15 protein-coding genes are annotated in these 19,021 nt (G+C 41.8%); 9 read left to right on the top strand and 6 right to left on the bottom strand.

What is annotated here, in order from left to right; all coding sequences use genetic code 11:
* Positions 1 to 337: 337 nt before the first annotated feature.
* From QZ995_RS04615 to QZ995_RS04600, 4 genes are read left to right on the top strand one after another with little or no spacing between them, the layout of a single operon-like run.
* Complete coding sequence (locus QZ995_RS04615; protein ID WP_301803685.1) at positions 338 to 2,089, top strand: ABC transporter ATP-binding protein; 1,752 nt, start codon at positions 338 to 340, stop codon at positions 2,087 to 2,089.
* A gap of 5 nt (positions 2,090 to 2,094) precedes the next feature.
* The gene (locus QZ995_RS04610) at positions 2,095 to 4,116 is read left to right on the top strand and encodes an ABC transporter ATP-binding protein (RefSeq protein ID WP_301803683.1); all 2,022 of its coding nucleotides are present in this window, start codon (positions 2,095 to 2,097) and stop codon (positions 4,114 to 4,116) included.
* A gap of 22 nt (positions 4,117 to 4,138) precedes the next feature.
* Complete coding sequence (locus QZ995_RS04605) at positions 4,139 to 5,161, top strand: DUF2804 domain-containing protein (RefSeq protein WP_301803680.1); 1,023 nt, start codon at positions 4,139 to 4,141, stop codon at positions 5,159 to 5,161.
* 24 nt (positions 5,162 to 5,185) lie between these two features.
* The gene (locus QZ995_RS04600) at positions 5,186 to 5,833 is read left to right on the top strand and encodes a sterol desaturase family protein (RefSeq protein ID WP_437124713.1); all 648 of its coding nucleotides are present in this window, start codon (positions 5,186 to 5,188) and stop codon (positions 5,831 to 5,833) included.
* 57 nt (positions 5,834 to 5,890) lie between these two features.
* On the opposite strand, the gene QZ995_RS04595 is transcribed toward QZ995_RS04600, so the two are convergent.
* The gene (locus tag QZ995_RS04595; protein WP_301803677.1) at positions 5,891 to 7,345 is read right to left on the bottom strand and encodes a catalase; all 1,455 of its coding nucleotides are present in this window, start codon (positions 7,343 to 7,345) and stop codon (positions 5,891 to 5,893) included.
* Positions 7,346 to 7,592: 247 nt separating this feature from the next.
* Here QZ995_RS04595 and QZ995_RS04590 point away from each other — a divergent pair, with 247 nt between their 5' ends.
* From QZ995_RS04590 to QZ995_RS04570, 5 genes are all read left to right on the top strand, one after another.
* Complete coding sequence (locus QZ995_RS04590) at positions 7,593 to 9,281, top strand: methyl-accepting chemotaxis protein (RefSeq protein ID WP_301803673.1); 1,689 nt, start codon at positions 7,593 to 7,595, stop codon at positions 9,279 to 9,281.
* 153 nt (positions 9,282 to 9,434) lie between these two features.
* Entirely contained in the window at positions 9,435 to 10,937 is a 1,503-nt protein-coding gene (gene cls, locus QZ995_RS04585; protein WP_301803670.1) for a cardiolipin synthase, read from the top strand.
* A gap of 277 nt (positions 10,938 to 11,214) precedes the next feature.
* A complete protein-coding gene (locus QZ995_RS04580; protein WP_301803669.1) occupies positions 11,215 to 12,591 on the top strand; it encodes an aspartate kinase in 1,377 nt (458 codons plus the stop codon).
* 179 nt (positions 12,592 to 12,770) lie between these two features.
* On the top strand, positions 12,771 to 13,043 hold the full coding sequence (locus QZ995_RS04575) for a hypothetical protein (RefSeq protein ID WP_003342206.1): 273 nt from the start codon (positions 12,771 to 12,773) through the stop codon (positions 13,041 to 13,043).
* 111 nt (positions 13,044 to 13,154) lie between these two features.
* Positions 13,155 to 13,967 carry a class I SAM-dependent methyltransferase gene (locus QZ995_RS04570; protein ID WP_301803668.1) on the top strand — a complete coding sequence of 271 codons (813 nt, stop codon included), beginning with the start codon at positions 13,155 to 13,157 and terminating at the stop codon, positions 13,965 to 13,967.
* A gap of 114 nt (positions 13,968 to 14,081) precedes the next feature.
* Here the strand turns inward: QZ995_RS04570 and QZ995_RS04565 are convergent, their stop codons facing one another.
* The 5 genes from QZ995_RS04565 to QZ995_RS04545 all read right to left on the bottom strand — a co-directional run bounded on the left by QZ995_RS04565 (position 14,082) and on the right by QZ995_RS04545 (position 19,008).
* Positions 14,082 to 15,131 carry an ABC transporter substrate-binding protein gene (locus tag QZ995_RS04565; protein ID WP_301803665.1) on the bottom strand — a complete coding sequence of 350 codons (1,050 nt, stop codon included), beginning with the start codon at positions 15,129 to 15,131 and terminating at the stop codon, positions 14,082 to 14,084.
* A 29-nt stretch (positions 15,132 to 15,160) separates the two neighbouring features.
* Positions 15,161 to 15,949 (bottom strand): ABC transporter permease, encoded by a 789-nt coding sequence (locus QZ995_RS04560; protein ID WP_437124717.1) that lies wholly within the window; start codon positions 15,947 to 15,949, stop codon positions 15,161 to 15,163.
* Between the two features lie 10 nt (positions 15,950 to 15,959).
* Positions 15,960 to 16,808 (bottom strand): ABC transporter permease, encoded by an 849-nt coding sequence (locus QZ995_RS04555; protein ID WP_366919676.1) that lies wholly within the window; start codon positions 16,806 to 16,808, stop codon positions 15,960 to 15,962.
* Positions 16,805 to 17,779, bottom strand: a complete 975-nt coding sequence (locus QZ995_RS04550) for an ABC transporter ATP-binding protein (protein WP_301803662.1) — start codon at positions 17,777 to 17,779, stop codon at positions 16,805 to 16,807. Before QZ995_RS04550 ends, QZ995_RS04555 begins: the two co-directional genes overlap by 4 nt.
* Positions 17,780 to 18,168: 389 nt before the next feature.
* On the bottom strand, positions 18,169 to 19,008 hold the full coding sequence (locus QZ995_RS04545) for an ABC transporter ATP-binding protein (RefSeq protein WP_301803660.1): 840 nt from the start codon (positions 19,006 to 19,008) through the stop codon (positions 18,169 to 18,171).
* Between the last annotated feature and the right edge of the window lie 13 nt (positions 19,009 to 19,021).

The following is a 19,021-nucleotide window of genomic DNA, read 5'->3' as shown; positions in this document are numbered from 1 at the left end:
AATATTCTGAAAAATAGATTGACGAACCTGAGGTTGTGAGGTAGAATCTGTAAATACGAAAGTGAGTCCAAAAGGAAAAGGAGATGAGTAACGTGAGAATGATGTTGTTTCCCAATGCAATGCAAATACAATTTCATATCTCCTGTAATCTGTCTCTTATGTCCAAGGCATCACTGTCTTGATTAAGCGTAGGGAAAAAATTAAGAGTGTAGGTTACGGCAGTTTGTAACGTGCGCTTTTTATTGACAGAACAGATGTAAAGACATGTCGCACAAAGTGACGTGTCTTTTTTGATTCTGTCAGATATTGGGTTCATGCGAGAAGGGAGAGAGAATGCATGATAGCTGTGTTTCAAAAGTTAGGCTGGTTTTTTCGTGAAGAGTGGAAAAGATACTCCATTGCAGTCGTTTTTTTAGTGATCAATGGGGTATTGGAAGTCTTGCCTCCAAAGCTAATGGGGACATCGATTGACCAAATTTTTGCTGGCTCTATGACAACCGCGAGATTGTTCATCATGATTGGCTTATTGCTGGCAATCGCTTTACTTAATTACGGGGTCACTTTTATTTGGATGAGAAATTTGTTCGGCGGCTCTTTTTTGGTTAGCAGGAAATTACGCTCTAATTTAATGGGACAATTTTTAAAGATGACCCCAACCTTTTATGAAAAAAATCGGACGGGAGATTTGATGGCCAGGGCGACGAACGATATTCAAGCAGTATCGCTAACCGCCGGGTTTGGCATTCTTACCTTAGTGGATGCGACTGTCTATCTGGGGGTTATTCTTCTCACAATGACGGTTGTTATTAGTTGGAAGCTTACCCTCATTTGTATTTTGCCAATGCCGCTGGCAGCTTACATATTAAGTAAGTATGGAAAGATGCTTCATAAAAGATTTACGGAAGCACAGGATGTTTTCGGAAAAATGAATGATCAGGTGCTGGAGAATATTTCAGGTGTCCGGGTAGTCCGTGCTTATGTACAGGAAGCGGCAAGCCGGAAGAGCTTTCGAGAAATCTCTGAGGAAACGTATAAGAAAAACCTGTCCGTTGCCCGTATCGACTCACTATTTGAGCCTACGATGAAATTGTTAAATGGTATAAGTTTTTTATTAGGCATTGGGTTTGGTGCGTATTATGTTTACCATCAAGAAATTACAATAGGCGATATGATTTCATTTAACATTTATTTAGCCATGCTGTCTTGGCCGATGTACGCGATTGGGGAGCTCGTCAATATTATGCAGCGGGGTAATGCTTCGTTAGATCGTGTGAACGAAACGCTTGCTTATGAACCGGATGTTCAGAATAGGTCGGATCTAGTGGATGTGCCGACACCGGCTACCATTTCATTTCAGAATGTCACTTTCCGTTACCCTTCATCTGAAGTAGATAATTTAAAAGATATAACGTTTGAACTGAGCCGAGGGCAAACCTTGGGAATTGTTGGACGTACAGGCAGCGGCAAAACAACCTTGATGCGTCAGCTTCTGCGTGAGTATCCGTTAGGCAAAGGAGAAATCCTGATTTCAGGGATTCCCATGCAAAAAATTGCGATCGAGCAGGCAGTGGGCTGGCTAGGGTATGTTCCGCAAGGTCAAATTTTATTTTCGAAGACCATTTTACAAAACATTCGATTTGGTAAACCGACCAGCTCGATGGCTGAAGTCAAGCATGCGTTGGTGATGTCGGCTTTTCAAAAGGACATCGCCTACTTGCCAGAGGGATTGGATACGATGGTTGGAGAAAAGGGTGTCTCCTTGTCCGGGGGCCAGAAACAACGTGTCTCGATAGCCCGTGCTCTAATAGCAGACCCAGAGATTCTTTTGTTAGATGACGCTCTTTCTGCGGTAGATGCTAAAACAGAGACGGAAATTATCACTCATATTCGTGGGGACCGAGCGGGTAAGACCACGTGGATTACCACGCACCGCCTGTCAGCAGTTCAGCATGCCGATTTAATTCTCGTAATGGATGATGGAACCATTGTTGAACGTGGAACTCATGATCAGCTTATGAAACAGGATGGCTGGTATAAACAACAATATGAACGCCAGCAAATCGAGGCAACTTTAACAGATGGAGAGTGAGAGACATGGATAGGCCTTCTAAAAGGTTATGGCAATATGCCTTGCAGTTTAAGAAAACCCTCATCTTGGCTTTAACCATGCTATCATTGGCGGTTGTAGCCGACCTGATGGGACCGATATTGGTCAAACAGATGATTGATGTGCATATACGAGGAATCGAGTATAGCTGGTATCAGAGTGAACAGGGGAGTGAAGCTGTTGCTTATCGAGGCCAGTATATTAAACGAAGTGATCATTGGGGGCCTGATGAGCAAAAAGGAAAAGAAGTACGCATCTTACAGGTCGGGCGGGAATATTACTTCATTGATCAACCCATTGCATTTGATGGGGAAAAGACCATTGAAAACGGAGTTCTTTTGATTCAAAAGGGTGCGGACAAAGCGGTGTACCCTGCTGAAAAACTAACGTCAACGGAGGTGTTTGCATTATATAAACCGGAAGTACAGCCGCTTATTGCTCTTTGTTTGATTTACTTTGGCTTATTGGCTGTGATCTCCCTCTTGTTATATGTGAAAAAGTATTGGTTACAAATCTCCGCGAACCAGATTATTCAAAAGATGCGTGTAGACGTCTTTGACCATATACAGCGGCTTCCGATTCGGTATTTTGACAATTTACCAGCAGGAAAAGTGGTTGCACGAGTGACCAATGATACAGAGGCCATCCGAGACCTCTATCTAACCGTGCTCTCGAACTTTTTTACGGGAATTATCTATATCACTGGTATCTTGGTGGCTATGTTCTTGCTAGATCCTATGCTAGGTGCCATTTGTCTTGTGATCATTCCTATTTTATTGGTGTGGATTTACGTCTATCGATACTTTGCTTCTCGTTTTAACCATGTGATTCGGGCAAGAATCAGTGATATTAACGGGATGATTAATGAATCGATTCAAGGGATGGCGATCATTCAGGCTTTCCGTCGTCAAAAGGAGACAAAGGAAGAGTTCGAGGAATTGAATTATGATCATTTTAAATACCAAAATAAATTGCTGTTGCTAAACTCACTTACTTCCCACAACCTAACCAACTTCCTGCGGATCATAGGATTTGCCCTGTTATTGTGGTATTTTGGAGCACAGTCTTTAACGCTGGGCAACGCATTGTCCCTTGGAATGATGTATGCCTTTTTGGAATATATCGTTCGGCTCTTCAATCCGATAAGTGGGATTGTTAACCAGTTACCACAATTAGAACAAGCATTGGTGGCAGCCGAACGTGTATTTGAATTAATGAATGAACCTGGTATTCCAGTAACTGACGGTAAAATGGACCGATATAGGGGAAATGTGAAATTCGAAAATGTATGGTTTGCTTACAAGGATGAGGAATACGTTCTGAAAAATATCTCCTTTGAGGCCAAGGAAGGTCAAACCATTGCATTGGTTGGTCATACAGGGTCAGGCAAGAGCTCCATCATGAATATCCTATTTCGATTTTATGATTTTGACAAAGGGAAAGTAACCATTGATGGCAAGGAGATTCAAGAATGGCCCAAGCAATACGTCCGCCAGCATATGGGAATCGTACTTCAGGAACCGTTCTTGTTTACGGGAACGATTGCTAGCAATGTCAGTCTGGGCGACCCATCTATTTCTCGGGAAAGGGTTGAGAAAGCTCTAGATGATGTAGGGGCCAGACAGTTGTTCGCCCATCTGAGCAAAGGCTATGACGAGCCTGTTGTGGAGAAAGGAAGTACGCTATCAGCGGGACAACGTCAAATCGTGTCATTTGCTCGTGCCCTTGCCTTTGACCCGGCTATTTTAATTTTGGATGAAGCAACAGCCTCTATTGATACCGAGACGGAGTCCATCATTCAAAAGGCATTGGATGTAGTGAAGAGGGGACGTACTACCTTTATTATTGCACATCGCCTCTCTACGATTCGTCAGGCAGATTGTATTTTGGTCCTTGATAGAGGGGAAATTGTAGAACGCGGTAACCATGATGAATTGATGCAAATCAAAGGCAAGTATTATCAAATGTACCAGCTGCAGCAAGGCGAAACACAGAAGATAGGAGTATAGGACTTATTAGGGGGAGGACACTATGGCGTTTCCTGCTAATGTTGAAAAAGAGATTACAGAGCATACCATTCTTTGTGACAGACGGGGAAATTTGCGACCAGAGGCCATTGGCTGGTCGCGCTATCCCTTGCACGATTGTCAGATACCGGGGCATTTGGGGCGAAAAAAGAAGTGGAATTTTTGGTTTATTGCAAATGATCAAGTTATTATAACGGTAGCTGTTTGTCATTTGGATTATATCGGAGCAGCCTTTTTTCATTTGATTGATCTTCAATCGGGTCAGAAGATGGAGCAAACGGCAAAGGTACCCTTTGCGAGGGGAATCTATTTGCCTGATTCTGTTCATGGCGATGTTCATTTTCAGCATAAGCATCTTCAGATTTCTTTTACGTATCAGCAGACGACTACAATGATCTTGGTTGATGGGATGAATAGGGAAGGGATGCCTTTTTCAATAGAAATTAGTATCTCAGAGACTGCGGAAGCCTTGCATATGGTCATTCCTTGGAGTAATAGAAGATTTCAATATACCAAAAAACAACCGGGGAGAGCGGCCGCAGGCAAGGTACGCATAGGCAGTAAACGTTACAATCTTACAGAGGAGACGACATCAGCGAGCCTGGATTTTGGCCGTGGTGTGTGGCCTTATCTAACCCAATGGAATTGGATGACTTGCAGCTTTCAATGGAGGGGGAGTTTGTGTGGGTGTAACCTAGGGGCTGGTTGGACGGATGGAACGGGAATGACTGAAAATGGCCTGTTGATTCAACAGCGAGCTGAAAAAATAGCAGAACCGATTCAATTTGCATATGATAAAACCTCTCCTATGAAACCATGGCGCATAATGACCATTGGTAGCGACCGCGTTCAACTCAAATTTACCCCTATTTATTATCAGGAGAAGCGCGAAAATTATTTGGCATTATCCACTCATTTACAACAATATATTGGAAAGTATAGTGGGACGCTTCAAACAAAGAACAACGAAATAATCAGGATAGATGATGTCTGGGGAATCTGTGAAGATCAACAGGCAAAGTGGTAACAGGCAGGTAACAATTTAGTTGGAATGATAAGAAAAAACAGGGGGTTTAATCTGTTGAAGGGGTATGTTAAACAATATTTTAGCCAATTTGATGTGCTAGTGATTAGCATTTTGTTTGCTTTCGGCTTTTTATGGTTAATTCCTGATATGGAACGCATTCATATTTGGATGGCGTTGGCGATCGGAATGCTTTCCTACGCGGTCAGCGAATACCTCATCCATCGATTTATCTTTCATATGAACCCCCCTAAAATACGTTGGCTTTTGACAATGCTGAAACGATTACACTACGATCACCATGTATCCCCCGATCAATTAAACCTATTATTTCTACCAGTCTGGTATAGCCTGCCTCTGATCATGATCGCAGGGAGTGCGGCTTTTTTCATCACAAAGGATTTTTCTCTCATGGTTGCATTTGTAACAGGGATTATGGGTTATCTGCTTTATTATGAATGGACCCATTATATTGCACATCAGCCTGTGCAGCCTATCACTCCATGGGGAAGATGGATGAAGAGAATGCATCTTTGGCATCACTATAAAAACGAAAACTATTGGTACGGCGTAACCAATCCTGCCCTTGATGTATTATTCGGTACCTATAAGAATGAGAAACAAGTTGACCGTAGCTCTACAGCCCGTAATTTGGAACAAAGCGATATGAAATAAAAGCAGTAAGCCCATCTCTAAATTGTCTGAGATGGGCTTATTATATGTTTTACTTTGTTATTTTACATAGGAGCTAATGTCTACATTCAGGGCACTAGCGAGGCGCATGCCGAAATCTCGATCTGCACGGAAGAAGTTGCAAATAGCAAGCATTTTTGTCCGCTCATGTACAGTAGCCAAATCGTTAGCCAGATTAGCAATCAAATTGGCTTGTTCCTCTGGACTATAGCTGCGATAACGCTCGCCAGCTTGGGCAAAATCATTCGGCTTATCAATTTTTTCACGACTAACATACCCAACCAGTGGTGTCTCAGACTCCTTGTATGCAGGATCTTCTACAGGATTTTCCGCATGCCGGCTTGGTTCATAATTAACAGGAGAGTTTTGTTGCTTGAATTGCATTGCACCATCGCGTTGCTGATTATGGACAGGAGCATACGGACAATTGATCGGGAGTTGCAAGTAGTTAGCCCCTAACCGATAGCGCTGTGTATCAGGATAGGAGAACAAGCGTCCCTGCAAAAGCTTATCTTCTGATGGCTCAATACCTGGAACGGTTGCACTTGGAGAGAAGGCAACCTGCTCTACTTCCGCGAAAAAGTTTTGCGGGTTACGATTCAGAGTCATCACACCCACTTCTTGCAGTGGATAGCTTTGTTCATCCCAAATCTTTGTAGGGTCGAGCGGATCGTAATCCAGCGAATCCAGCTCATCGACTGGCATAATTTGAACATAGAGCGTCCACTTAGGGAAATCACCGGCTTCAATATGATCATATAAATCTCGAGTAGCGTGGTTAAAATCCCTTGCCTGAATCTCTGAAGTCTCCTGAGCAGTTAAATTTTTAACACCTTGGGCTGGTTTCCAATGATATTTTACATATACGACTTGGCCTTCAGCATTGACCCATTTAAATGCATGGACACCAAAACCCTCCATTTGGCGATAGTTAGCAGGTGTACCATAGTCAGAGAATAGCCAGGTAAGCATATGCGTTGATTCAGGAGTCAGAGTCATGAAATCCCAATAACGGTCTGGAGTTTGGAGATTTGTATCAGGAGATGGCTTTAGGGAGTGAACCATGTCAGGAAATTTCAGGGCATCACGAATAAAAAACACAGGAAGATGGTTGCCGACAAGGTCATAATTGCCTTCTTCTGTATAAAATTTGGTAGCAAAGCCACGTGGATCGCGCAAAGTCTCTGGAGAACCCTGCCCGTGAATAACGGTGGAGAACCGAACAAAGACAGGCGTTTGTTGTCCTACTTCCTGTAGGAAGGCTGCTTTCGTATATGGACGCATACTGTTCGTCACTACGAAAACCCCATGTGCACCTGAACCTCTAGCATGGACGACACGCTCAGGAATTCTTTCTCGATCAAAATGAGCTAGCTTTTCAATTAAATGATAATCCTCTAATGCCGCAGGTCCTCTTTTCCCCGCAGTGCGAGAATTTTGATTATCGCCTACAGGAACACCTTGATTGGTAGTTAAACGTGGTTTCTTATCCATCTATAAACCTCTCCCTTAATTAGAGTTATTATCACAAGAAAAATATATTAATTACTAATTTATAATTATTATAAAATGAAAATAACTTTTGTCAATGAAAAATGTTAAGCAACGGCTTCTGCTTGACCGGAATATTTATATAAAAACTGTTTGAACATACTTATTCTTTTCAACAATGACTCCGATATTTAAATTAGATTGTTGGTTTTGATCCGGGGGAATATTTTGAATGATCGGGAGGAGTAGTATGAGAGTTACTCTGCACAAGAAGCTGTTGTTTGGTTTTTTTATTATGCTGTTGTTGATCGGTTGCGTTGGCTACATGGGGTATTCCACCATGCAGTATATGACGGAGCATTATACAGATGTAATGTCTAATCGAGCGAAAACGGTAATCGATATGCAAGAAATGATCGAGGGTGCAAAGAGAGAACAGGAATTAGCTCTGAGTTATGTCTTAACTGGAAATGAGGAGTTAAAAAAACTATCCCTAGCAAACAGAAAAGGCTTTGATCTCCTGTGGAACAGCCTCGACTCTGCAAAACGATCAGAGGGCAGGGAGTTATTAGCCGCAATGAAGGAAAAGCATGATAAATACGTGACCCTTATTGATAAGGTTTTTGTTTTGTTTAAACAGAATAACGAAGAAGAAATGCTACGCCTGATTCGTACAGAATTACAACCGACTAGTGGTAGCCTTTCGGTTGCAGGTGATAAATTTAAGACGTTGCAGATGGAGGCACTAAATCAAGAAATAGCTGACACGGAGCAAAGTATGTCGAAGTCGAAAAATATCATGATTAGTATTTGTCTTGTAGCTACCATTATTGGCATCGCAATCGCTTCTTTTATCAGCCGTAAGATTTCTTTACCCCTGCAAGCCATATCTCAATCAGCTAATCAGATAGCGGAAGGAAATTTACAGATGGATGCGATTGAGGTTAAGAGTAATGATGAAATTGGTGATTTAGCTATAGCCTTTAATCAAATGCGGGCAAGCTTGCAACAGCTCCTGCAAGGCATTAGAGAAGATTCTGTTCAGGTAGCGGCTGCTTCTGAACAATTGCATGCGAGTGCGGTTCAGTGTGCCAAAGCAACTGAACAGATTGCAAGCCACAATCAGGTAATCGCTGCTGGTTCAGAGGATCAGCTGGTTCAGGTACAGCAAACTACTGAAGAGAGTACCCAAATGTTTGGCAAAATCGAGCAGGTATTTGTGACCGGTGAAGAGACGGTAACATTGACTCAGAAGGCTTCTGAATCGGCTCAAAAAGGCTTACATGCGGTAGCCGCTGTTGTGGAGCAAATGAATGAGATACATCACACTGTGACTGATTCCTCACACATTATAGAGAAGCTGAATGACCAATCGAAAGAGATTGATAATATCGTTGGAATTATAGCTGGCATTGCTAATCAAACAAATCTGCTAGCACTGAATGCTGCTATTGAAGCAGCGCGTGCTGGTGAACAAGGAAGAGGCTTTGCAGTTGTGGCGGATGAGGTGCGCAAGCTGGCTGAACAGTCTGAAGGTTCAGCTCATCAAATTACAGAGCTGATCAAAAATGTACAGCTTCAGGTCAAGCTAGCTGTAGATTCCATGAAAAAGGGGACCGGTAAGGTAGAGGAAGGGCTGCGTAAATCAGAGGAAGTACAGGGTGCTTTTCAGGAAATTCATGTTGCCGTAGAAGAAGTGGTTGCGAAGGTGAAAGGAGTAGTTAATTCGGTAGAAGGAGTTTGGCAGGGTAGTCAACGTATTATGACTGCTGTTGAAGTGGTTCATGCAAAAGCGATGGAAGGAGCAAGTGCAAGTCAAGAAAATGCAGCAGCTAGTGAGGAACAACTTGCTTCCATGGAAGAAATAACAACATCCTCGCAGGCTCTATCTTATCTAGCCGATGAAATGCAGGGACGGTTGCAACGCTTTACATTATGAAAATAGAAGTGCAAATCAAGCCAGCAGGCAATAGTCCTGCTGGTTTTTTTAATTCCCTGTGATTACTACTCATGATTTGGAAAGAAAGTAGGAAACCTACATACCAATGAATTATTTTCCCTGCAAGACCGGCTTAAAAGTGAGGGTGGTTTTATGCTATATTTCTTTTTTATTTCAACCATTATCCATCTTAGCATTGCGCTCCTTTTTACAGGTTTTATTATTACAGAAAACCGTATGCCGGAGCGCACACTAGCATGGATTTTTGCAGTGTATAGCTTTCCGGTGATTGGAATTTGCTTATATTTCTTTGTGGGGAGACATTGGGGCACAGAAGAGAAGGACCGACAGCATAACAAGCATCAAAACATTACCAACACTCAGCAAGGATTAGCATTCCGATGTTCAAATGAAGACTCTTTATTAGAGGCGGCAAGCAGCTTGGATTCGACTGCTAGAAAGCTGATCAGATTTATTCAAGCTAATGCGGGTGCGGAGCTAACACAGGAAAATCGCGTGGAGTTATTTCATAAAGCGGCTCCTTTTTACAGTGCTTTATGGGAAAAAATAGACAAAGCTATGTATCAGATTCACGTATTGTTTTATACAATTGAAGGAGATTATGTGGGACGATCTCTGCTTGATTTATTGAAGAAAAAGGCCGAGCAAGGCTGCGAGGTACGCGTTATTGTGGACGACATAGGAAGCAAAAACTTTCCTGATGCTTGGGCTGATGAATTACGCCAAGCTGGGGGGCAGTTCTACAGATTTAGTCCACGCATGCATTTACGAACTTTTATACGACTTAATTATCGCAATCACCGCAAGATCGTTGTGATTGATAATGCTATTGGATTCTTTGGAGGATGCAATATTGGAAAAGAATATGTAGGGGAAGACCCTAAGCTGGGATTTTGGCGAGATACTCATATACAGGTGACTGGAGAAGCTGCCTGCGAGCTTCAAAAAATCTTTATAAAAGACTGGAAGATGGTATCCGGTCTTACCATAAATATTTCCAATTCTGTGCTTGAAGCTAGCCCTGCCCAGACGAAGAAGCTTGATGAAGAGATGGGCAAACCAACTGTTGAACCGAATGGTGAGCATGAGAATAAGCATATGATTCAGGTGGTAGCGACTGATCCGCGAAAACACTGGGAGCCAATTAGCCAAGCCTTCCTGCAAATGATCATGCGGGCAGAAAAATCGGTAAAAATTACTTCCCCCTATTTTATCCCTGATGAGGTGCTGCGGGTAGCCTTGTGCACGATTGCACAGGCAGGGGTAGAGGTAAAGCTTATGCTGCCGGGCATTCCTGACAGCAAGCTGGTCTACTATGCTTCTCAAAGCTTCCTCGACGAGTTAAGAAAAGCGGGGGTTAGCATTTATTTATACGACAAGGGATTCCTGCATGCTAAGGTGTTAGTAGTCGATGATAATCAAGCACTGGTGGGAACGAGCAATTGGGATTTCCGAAGCTTTTATCTTAATTTTGAAGTTAACGCCCTGTTTTATGGAAGGTCACGGTTCATTCAGGAGTTAACAGCACAATTTGAGCAGGATCTAAGCAATAGTAGAGTAAGCAGCGAAGAGCCTAAATCCATTAGCCGTAAATATGTAGAATCTGCAGCGCGGCTATTCTCACCTCTTCTTTAACGATAGCTCAATCAAAATTTTTTGGGTGAAATGTACACATGGGGAGGACAATAGTTTTCATGGAATGGATTATGTGGTAGAGTGTAAAAAGTAGAGGGTCGGATAAGGTGATGCTATCTGTTTTTGCAGATTGGTAGTATCACCATTCCTCCTTATTTTATGTTAAAACTGTAAAAAATGAGGAATTTTGAGTTTGTGTAATAGACATATGAAAAAGCAAGAGGTAGGATAGTGTACAACCTAAAGAGAAGCAATACGGAATGGTGGAGGGAACGACATGAAAGTATGTAAATTTGGTGGTACTTCCTTGGCTAACGCCGAACAGATTCGCAAGGTATGTCAGATCATTCTGAATGATGAGACTCGTAGGCTTATTGTGGTCTCGGCTCCTGGAAAGCGTTATAAGGAAGATATCAAGGTCACTGATTTACTGATTACATTTGGGAGAAAATTAATTGAACACGGTCAAGCTCAAGCGGAATGGCAGGCGGTTGTCGACCGCTATCAGGAAATTTGTTCAGAGTTACAATTACCACCAACATGCATAGGGGAAATCATTGTTAATCTTCAAAAATTATTGCAATGGGATGGAAAAGACTCAGAAGGCTTTATGGATGTTGTAAAGTCCTCAGGAGAAGATAATTGTGCCAGAGTGGTTGCTGAATATCTAAGAACGCTGGGAGTCCCAGCTACGTACATTAATCCAAGAGACGCAGGTCTTCTGGTCAGTGGTGAATACGGCAATGCTCAAGTACTTCCAGAGGCTTATGAAAAATTAGCTCTATTAAAAGAGAAAGAAGGATTGCTCATCTTTCCGGGCTTTTTTGGTTATACACAGGAGGGGAAGCTAACCACCTTTTCACGTGGAGGCTCTGATGTGACCGGCTCTATTTTGGCCGCTGCCGTTAGAGCAGAGCTGTATGAAAACTTTACTGATGTTGATTCGGTGTACGCAGTAAATCCAAATTTAGTTCCGAATCCGTGTAAGATAAAGGAAATAACGTATCGAGAAATGCGGGAGTTATCATACGCCGGTTTTTCTGTTTTTCATGAGGAAGCGTTAATACCCGCTTTTCGTGCTGAAATTCCTGTTTGCATAAAGAATACGAATAATCCATCAGCGCCAGGTACAAAAATTGTGACAAGACGAGATAATTCTTCTCGCATTGTAGCTGGCATTGCCAGTGATGTGGGGTTTTGTCGCATATATGTAAGTAAATACTTGATGAATAAAGAGATCGGCTTTGGCAGAAGGCTTTTGCAGATTCTTGAAGAAGAGCACCTGTCCTACGAGCATAGTCCGTCTGGAATTGACGATATTACGGTCATTCTTCGTCAACATCAGCTTACAAAGGAAAAAGAGGCTCGAATTGTATCTCGCATAAAAAATGAGTTGCATGTAGACGATGTCCATGTACAATATAATATGGCTCTTGTTATGCTGGTAGGAGAGGGAATGCGGTCTTCTGTAGGTATTTCTGCTCGAGCGGCCACAGCGCTAGCTATCGCCGACATTAATATCGAAATGATTAACCAAGGTTCATCAGAAGTTAATTTAATGTTTGGAGTAAGAGCAGGGGATGCAGATAATGCTGTCATAGCTTTGTACCAAGAGTTTTATAAAGAAGAAGAGCTTTCTCTAGGAATATGCTAAAATAGATAAGTGCAAGGCTGTCCGTTGTCTGGACATGATTTCCTACGTGTAACAGAGATACCCCTATTTCAAGGTTGATAGATCGTACATGATTTGGATATCTTATAAAGGTAGAACAGACAACAAAACAGGCACGGATATTCAACATGTAAAAGAAAGGGTGAGGAAACATGTCGACAATGAGATGTATCACTGTATTTACAAACAATTACAGCGTGTTTTCTGAAATTTATCAGGTTGTGCTTAACACGCCTTTGGCTGAGGATGAGGAAAAAGAAGTTGAGGGCGTTACCATCAGTGACGCAGGGGAAGTACCTGATGAATATATCGAAATGATGAAGCAAAAGCCAGAAGTTGCTGTTATGAGAATTAAAAAACAAAACATCACAATTCTGCAGCATGGAGAAGTTTTTGAAATTCTGATGCCGTTGAACGAAGCAATTACTGCTTAATTATTTACCTTGGATTTAAGCGGAATATGAGCAACAGAAAAGCCACCCATTCATACATTAGGAAAAGAAGAAGATCTTCTTCTATCCAGTATGAAATGAGGTGGCTTTGTTTTGAATATTTTTCTTGAATATCCTGTATTTCCTCAACCACGGCATGGGTATGGAAAACCCCCGCATACACAACTACAACAAAAAATGGATCTCCAACGTAGTACGTATAAGGAATATCTTGAGGAGACCATGAAGCATGTTGATGCGCTAGCTGCGATATCGTTAGATTATCCGCAGAGTGATCAAGAGCCGTTTTATCGCAATAATTGGCTTCCTTTAATAGATGGTGTAGCCATATACACTTTCTTAGCAAAGCATAAGCCGGCTAGATATGTAGAAGTAGGGTCAGGTAATTCCACGAAGTTTGCACGTAGGGCTATTCGTGATCTTCATTTGTCAACCAAGATCGTTTCGATTGATCCGCAACCGAGAGCAGAGATTGATTCTTTATGTGATGAGGTTATTCGACAAACGCTGGAAACGATCCCGATTCATTTCTTCCAACAGTTAGAACCGGGGGATATTCTGTTTATCGATAGCTCGCATCGTTCATTTACTAATTCTGATGTAACAGTTGCCTTTTTAGAGATTCTGCCAATTTTAAAGCCAGGGGTAATCGTACAAGTTCACGATATTTTCTTACCATATGATTATCCGCATGAATATATGAACTTATTCTATTCGGAGCAATATTTATTAGCGTCTTATTTATTAGGCGGCTCTAAATTGAAGATGTTATTACCTAATTTTTATGTAGCGGAGGATCGCGAATTATTTGGTATGTTAGAGCCACTGTATATCAAGCTGGGTGTTCTTAGCACGAATCCGATTTGTGAGGGATGCTCTTGCTGGCTAGAGGTTCAATCCGATTAAAATAGTATGAATCAATCAGAACAAATAATAGCCTAGCTAGCCATGGTACATAGGCAAAATAAAAACCTGTTGTCAACGTATTTTGCAGACAACAGGTTTTTTTGTTTCAATATCTTAACGACCGCTTTTTAGCTCCGTCCAAAGACGATCGTATACTTGCAAGGTTTCGCCGACATCTTTTAACCACTCTGTACGGCTCATCTCTTCAGGAGACAGGAAAATCATTTTATTGTTGCGATACTCTTCGCTATGCAGCGGATGCGCTTTTTCATTTGGATTGCTATAGCCGATTTTTTCATAGTTTTTCACAGATACCGCTGGGTCCATCATGTAATTGATGAATTCTTCGGCTAGTTTTTTGTGCTTAGCACCCTTTGGAATGGCAAAGGTATCAGCAAAAATGGTTCCGCCTTCTTTTGGAACAACGTAGCCAATGTTGTTGTTTTCCGGATAAATAAAGGCTGCATCACCAGACCAAACAGTACCAATCCAAGCCTCTTCGGCAATGAATTTTTGTTTGATGGTGTCTGTATCAAATGCTAATAGGTTCGGCAACAGTTTCTTCAGGTCAGCATTGGCAATATCCAATTCTTTTTCACTGATTGTACTGTTGGAGAAGCCATTTTTTTTCAGGGACATGCCCAAAGCTTCACGAGAGTCATTTAATACTACAACGCGACCTTTATATTTCGGATCCCATAGATCGCTCCAGCTTGTTGGTGGCTCTGTTACATATTTCTTATTATAGGCAATTCCAGTTACACCCCATGTATATACGACAGAGTATTTGTTGTCCGGATCATACGGAGGTGTTTTAAAGGTAGACACCAGATTCTGCAGATTAGGAATCGCTGATTTATCCAGTTCTTCCAGCAGGTTTAATTTGATCATTGTATCAACCATGTAATCGGAAGGCTGAATAAGGTCAAATTGGGCGCCGCCAGCCTGAACCTTTGCTAGCATATCTTCGTTGCTGGAGAAAATCGCATAATTGACTTTAGCATCGAATTTTTGCTCGAAATCCTTAATAACATCCATATTAAAGTTATCTGCCCAGCTATAGATGTTTAATACTCTTTCTTCTTTTCCGCTATTAGATGAACATCCAGTCAGGGCAAGTACAGTAGTCATAACGATTGGCACAATGGCCTTAAGTAAACGCATAGCATATCCTCCTCCTGTGAGAAAAAAGTTTATTCTTGAGTGGTTTTATTTCCGGTACCTTTAAAAGCAAGTGATTCTGCAAGGACAATTAATACTACAATCACGAGAATCATTATTGTAGATAGGGCATTTAGCTCAGGAGAGACACCACGTTTGACCATGCCATAAATATATAGTGGCAATGTCGTAGAATCTGGTCCTGCTACAAAGAAGCTGATTACGAAATCATCCAGAGACATCGTGAACGTCATTAAAGCAGCCGCGATCAGCCCCGGGGAAATAATTGGCAAAGTAATATAACGGAACGTATGAAACGAGGAGGCTCCTAAATCTTGGGCTGCTTCCTCCAATTCCTGCCCCATACCAGCCAGACGAGCGGTAATGATGACCACCGCAAAAGACAAGCTGAAGGTGATATGGGCAATAATGATCGTTAGTTTACCCAACGGCATATACAATTGGCTGAACATGACCAGCAAGGATAATCCCATTAGAATATCGGGAATTAGGATTGGCAAATAAATTAATCCATTGAATGCTTGCTTAAAGCGAAATTTATAACGATGGAGGGCCAATGACAGAAAGGCTGCCAGAATGGTAGTGACCACGGTTGTAACTACGGCGATAATCAAGCTATTCATCAATGCATCAAGCACACGATCATTTTCAAACAGAGAAGCGTACCACTTTAGGGTGAATCCTGACCAAGTGGCATTGATCCTCGAATCATTAAAAGAATAGAGGATGAGTACGGCGATCGGCAAATATAAAAACGCGATAATCGCCAAGGAGTAAGCAAACAGGAGATTTTTACGCATTTTCATAGCCTCATCCTCTCCCTTCTTGTTTCTCTTGCATTTTAGTTGCGCGATAGTATAAATAAATCATGATGATCGAGAAGAGTACAATCACCATAGATAATGCTGAACCAAACGGCCAATCACGTGCAGACAGGAATTGGTTTTGGATGACATTACCAAACAGTGAAGATTTAGCACCGCCCATTACATCTGGAACAACGAACATGCCCAGTGAAGAAACGAAGACTAAAATACAGCCGCTTACAACTCCCGGCATAGTTAGAGGCAGGGTAATGTGCCAAAATGTTTTGGCTGGTGTAGCTCCTAAATCATAGGCTGCCTCCAGCTTTTTACGATCCAATTGTTCCAAGGAGACATAGATCGGCAAGATAATAAACGGCAACAACGCATAGACCATCCCGAGCAAAACAGCTCCTGGTGTATACAAGAGCGTGAGCGGTTGGTCGATAAGGCCAAGCGATTGCAAAACAGTATTTACAAGACCTTGTGTACGCAAAATAATGACCCAAGCATAAGAGCGAACCAGAAAATTAATCCAAAATGGAATCATCACTAATAAGAGCCACAAGTTTTGCCACTTACGATCTAGTCGGGTAATCATATAAGCTAAAGGATAACCCAACAACAGACAAATGATGGTCGTTCCCACGGATACTAGCAAGGTTTCGATAAAAATTTGTACATATAACGATTCAAAGAATCTAGCATAGTTAGCTAGTGTAAATTCGTAGACGATTTGCCCGTATACTCCCCTCTTCAAAAAGGAAAGTATGACCACAAACAGCATTGGCACTAAGAAGAAGATCGTTAACCAGAGGATTCCTGGGAGAGCGAGTAGCTTTCCTTTATTTTTCAACGCAGAATCACCTCATCTTCTTCTGCCCAGAATACACCAACTCTCTCGCCTTTGTACCAAGAGCCTTTTTCATAAAGATGTGCAGTAATAACAATGTCGTCCTCGGCGCGGACAAACACCTTAAAGATATTACCTAAGAAAATAATATCTTCAATGATTCCCTTTCTCTTGTGTCGAGCTACTTCTTCGTTTTCTTTATATAAACGAATCTTTTCAGGACGTACTCCTAAAAGACCTGCTTTTGTATTTAAGATATTGTTTTCGCCAATAAAGGTTGCAACAAACAAACTGTTTGGCTTGTAATAAATTTCTTCTGGTGTGCCCAATTGCTCAATCCGACCTTGGTTCACAACCGCGATTCGGTCTGACATAGACATAGCTTCATCCTGATCGTGCGTCACATAGATAAAGGTAATGCCCAGATTCCGCTGAATATTTTTAAGTTCAACCTGAAGGTTTTTGCGCAGTTGGTAGTCGAGAGCGCCAAGCGGCTCGTCCAATAATAATACCCTTGGATTGTTAATGATCGCACGGGCAATTGCAACACGTTGCTGCTGTCCACCAGATAGCTGTTTTGGTTTACGTTTCTGATATTCGGTCAGTTGTGTAAAATGCAGCACTTCTTCCAAACGAGTCTTTTGTTCGGCCTGCGGCACTTTTTTCATTTTTAAACCAAAAAGAATGTTTTCAGCAACGGTCATGTGTGGGAACAGAGCGTAATGTTGAAATACCATGTTCATATCTCGTTGGTAAGGAGGGATTTTGGTTACATCCTTTCCATCCAGGTAGATATGTCCAGAAGTAGGCTCTTCAAACCCAGAAATCATGCGCATCAGCGTCGTTTTTCCGCATCCGCTGGGACCGAGCAAAGTGATGAATTCACCTTCCTGGATTGACAGTGAAAATGCGGGAATGACCACGTGATCATTAAAGCTTTTTTCCACTGAATCCAAGTGTATGATCGTTTTCATTTATCATTTCCCATCTCTATTTAAATTTAGTAGTACTCACCCAATTTTCTTAAAAAAACGCTAAATATTAAGATATATCATTGGGCCAATAAATTCAATGAAATCACAAATAAAAAAGCAAGAAAAAATCTCCATCAACTAGCGACGGAGACATGTTCATAGTAAGCGTGCAAGTAGCCTCGTAACAGTTATAAGAGCAATATGTATTCTAGATAGATTGTCTGTCAGACACAAAGCCATTACGAATGGCAAAAACTATCACACGAGGATTGTAACGTGAAAGACAATCGTTTGTCGAGTTCTAGAGCCAAATATCCACAAAATAATCTACATTTGCATGATGACTTTTATGGAGATCATTTATGCTTCAAATACATGCCGTTATCGTTTTACGTAGCAAGTCGTTGTGCCGGCAAAATCTCATCTTTTGGAGATGACAGTAACCTGCGGCTATTTCCTACAGGGATGCACATCGGTGTCCCATACAAAGGATCGGCAATAATTTTAGATTGCATGCGGAAAACATGTTCGACCATTTTTTCGGTCAGCACGGTTTCCGGACTGCCTTGAGCATAAATTTGTTTATCTTGAACAGCAACTAAATGATGCGCATACCGAGATGCTAAATTAAGATCATGCAGCACCATGACAATTGTAGATGCACGTGTCTGATTTAATTCAAATAAAATATCAAGCACTTCAATTTGGTGAGTCATATCTAAGTAGGTAGTAGGCTCATCCAGCAAAATAATATCTGTATCTTGAGCCAGTGTAAGAGCGATCCAAGCACGTTGGCGCTGACCGCCGGAAAGCGAATCAATAGGACGGTGAGCCAGCTCTGTTAATTGCGTCACTTCCAGAGCAAAGGCAACCTTTTCCTCATCCTCATCAGTCCATTGCTTGAGCCAGTTTTGGTGCGGATAACGTCCTTGTTTCACTAGTTGCAAGACAGTTAATCCTTCTGGTGCAATCGGTCCCTGTGGCAGAATAGCCATTTGCTTGGCGATTTCTTTTGTTGTTTGTTCTGCAATAGCTTTGCCATTTAATAATATATGTCCCGATGCAGGTTTTAATAATCGAGCCAAGGAGCGAAGAAGAGTGGATTTCCCACAACCATTGCTTCCAATTAACACAGTAATTTCACCCTTGGGAATACGCAGGCCAAGATTTTCAATTATAATGGAATCCCCGTATTGCAGGGTAAGTCCTTTTGTTTCTAGAGCAGACATTGCATCTCATCTC

The organism is Brevibacillus laterosporus (assembly GCF_030489605.1).
In the GTDB taxonomy this organism is placed as follows: domain Bacteria; phylum Bacillota; class Bacilli; order Brevibacillales; family Brevibacillaceae; genus Brevibacillus_B; species Brevibacillus_B laterosporus_E.
This window is presented reverse-complemented; position numbering and strand designations above follow the sequence as displayed.

Excerpts from the sequence above, each read along its gene's own strand:
- QZ995_RS04610 (WP_301803683.1), top strand. The coding sequence starts at position 2,095 with ATGGATAGGCCTTCTAAAAGGTTATGGCAATATGCCTTGCAGTTTAAG.
- QZ995_RS04575 (WP_003342206.1), top strand. The coding sequence starts at position 12,771 with ATGAGATGTATCACTGTATTTACAAACAATTACAGCGTGTTTTCTGAA.
- QZ995_RS04580 (WP_301803669.1), top strand. The coding sequence starts at position 11,215 with ATGAAAGTATGTAAATTTGGTGGTACTTCCTTGGCTAACGCCGAACAG.
- QZ995_RS04590 (WP_301803673.1), top strand. The coding sequence starts at position 7,593 with ATGAGAGTTACTCTGCACAAGAAGCTGTTGTTTGGTTTTTTTATTATG.
- QZ995_RS04600 (WP_437124713.1), top strand. The coding sequence starts at position 5,186 with ATGATAAGAAAAAACAGGGGGTTTAATCTGTTGAAGGGGTATGTTAAA.
- QZ995_RS04605 (WP_301803680.1), top strand. The coding sequence starts at position 4,139 with ATGGCGTTTCCTGCTAATGTTGAAAAAGAGATTACAGAGCATACCATT.
- QZ995_RS04595 (WP_301803677.1), bottom strand. The coding sequence starts at position 7,345 with ATGGATAAGAAACCACGTTTAACTACCAATCAAGGTGTTCCTGTAGGC.
- QZ995_RS04545 (WP_301803660.1), bottom strand. The coding sequence starts at position 19,008 with ATGTCTGCTCTAGAAACAAAAGGACTTACCCTGCAATACGGGGATTCC.
- QZ995_RS04550 (WP_301803662.1), bottom strand. The coding sequence starts at position 17,779 with ATGAAAACGATCATACACTTGGATTCAGTGGAAAAAAGCTTTAATGAT.
- cls (WP_301803670.1), top strand. The coding sequence starts at position 9,435 with ATGCTATATTTCTTTTTTATTTCAACCATTATCCATCTTAGCATTGCG.
- QZ995_RS04560 (WP_437124717.1), bottom strand. The coding sequence starts at position 15,949 with ATGCGTAAAAATCTCCTGTTTGCTTACTCCTTGGCGATTATCGCGTTT.
- QZ995_RS04565 (WP_301803665.1), bottom strand. The coding sequence starts at position 15,131 with ATGCGTTTACTTAAGGCCATTGTGCCAATCGTTATGACTACTGTACTT.
- QZ995_RS04615 (WP_301803685.1), top strand. The coding sequence starts at position 338 with ATGATAGCTGTGTTTCAAAAGTTAGGCTGGTTTTTTCGTGAAGAGTGG.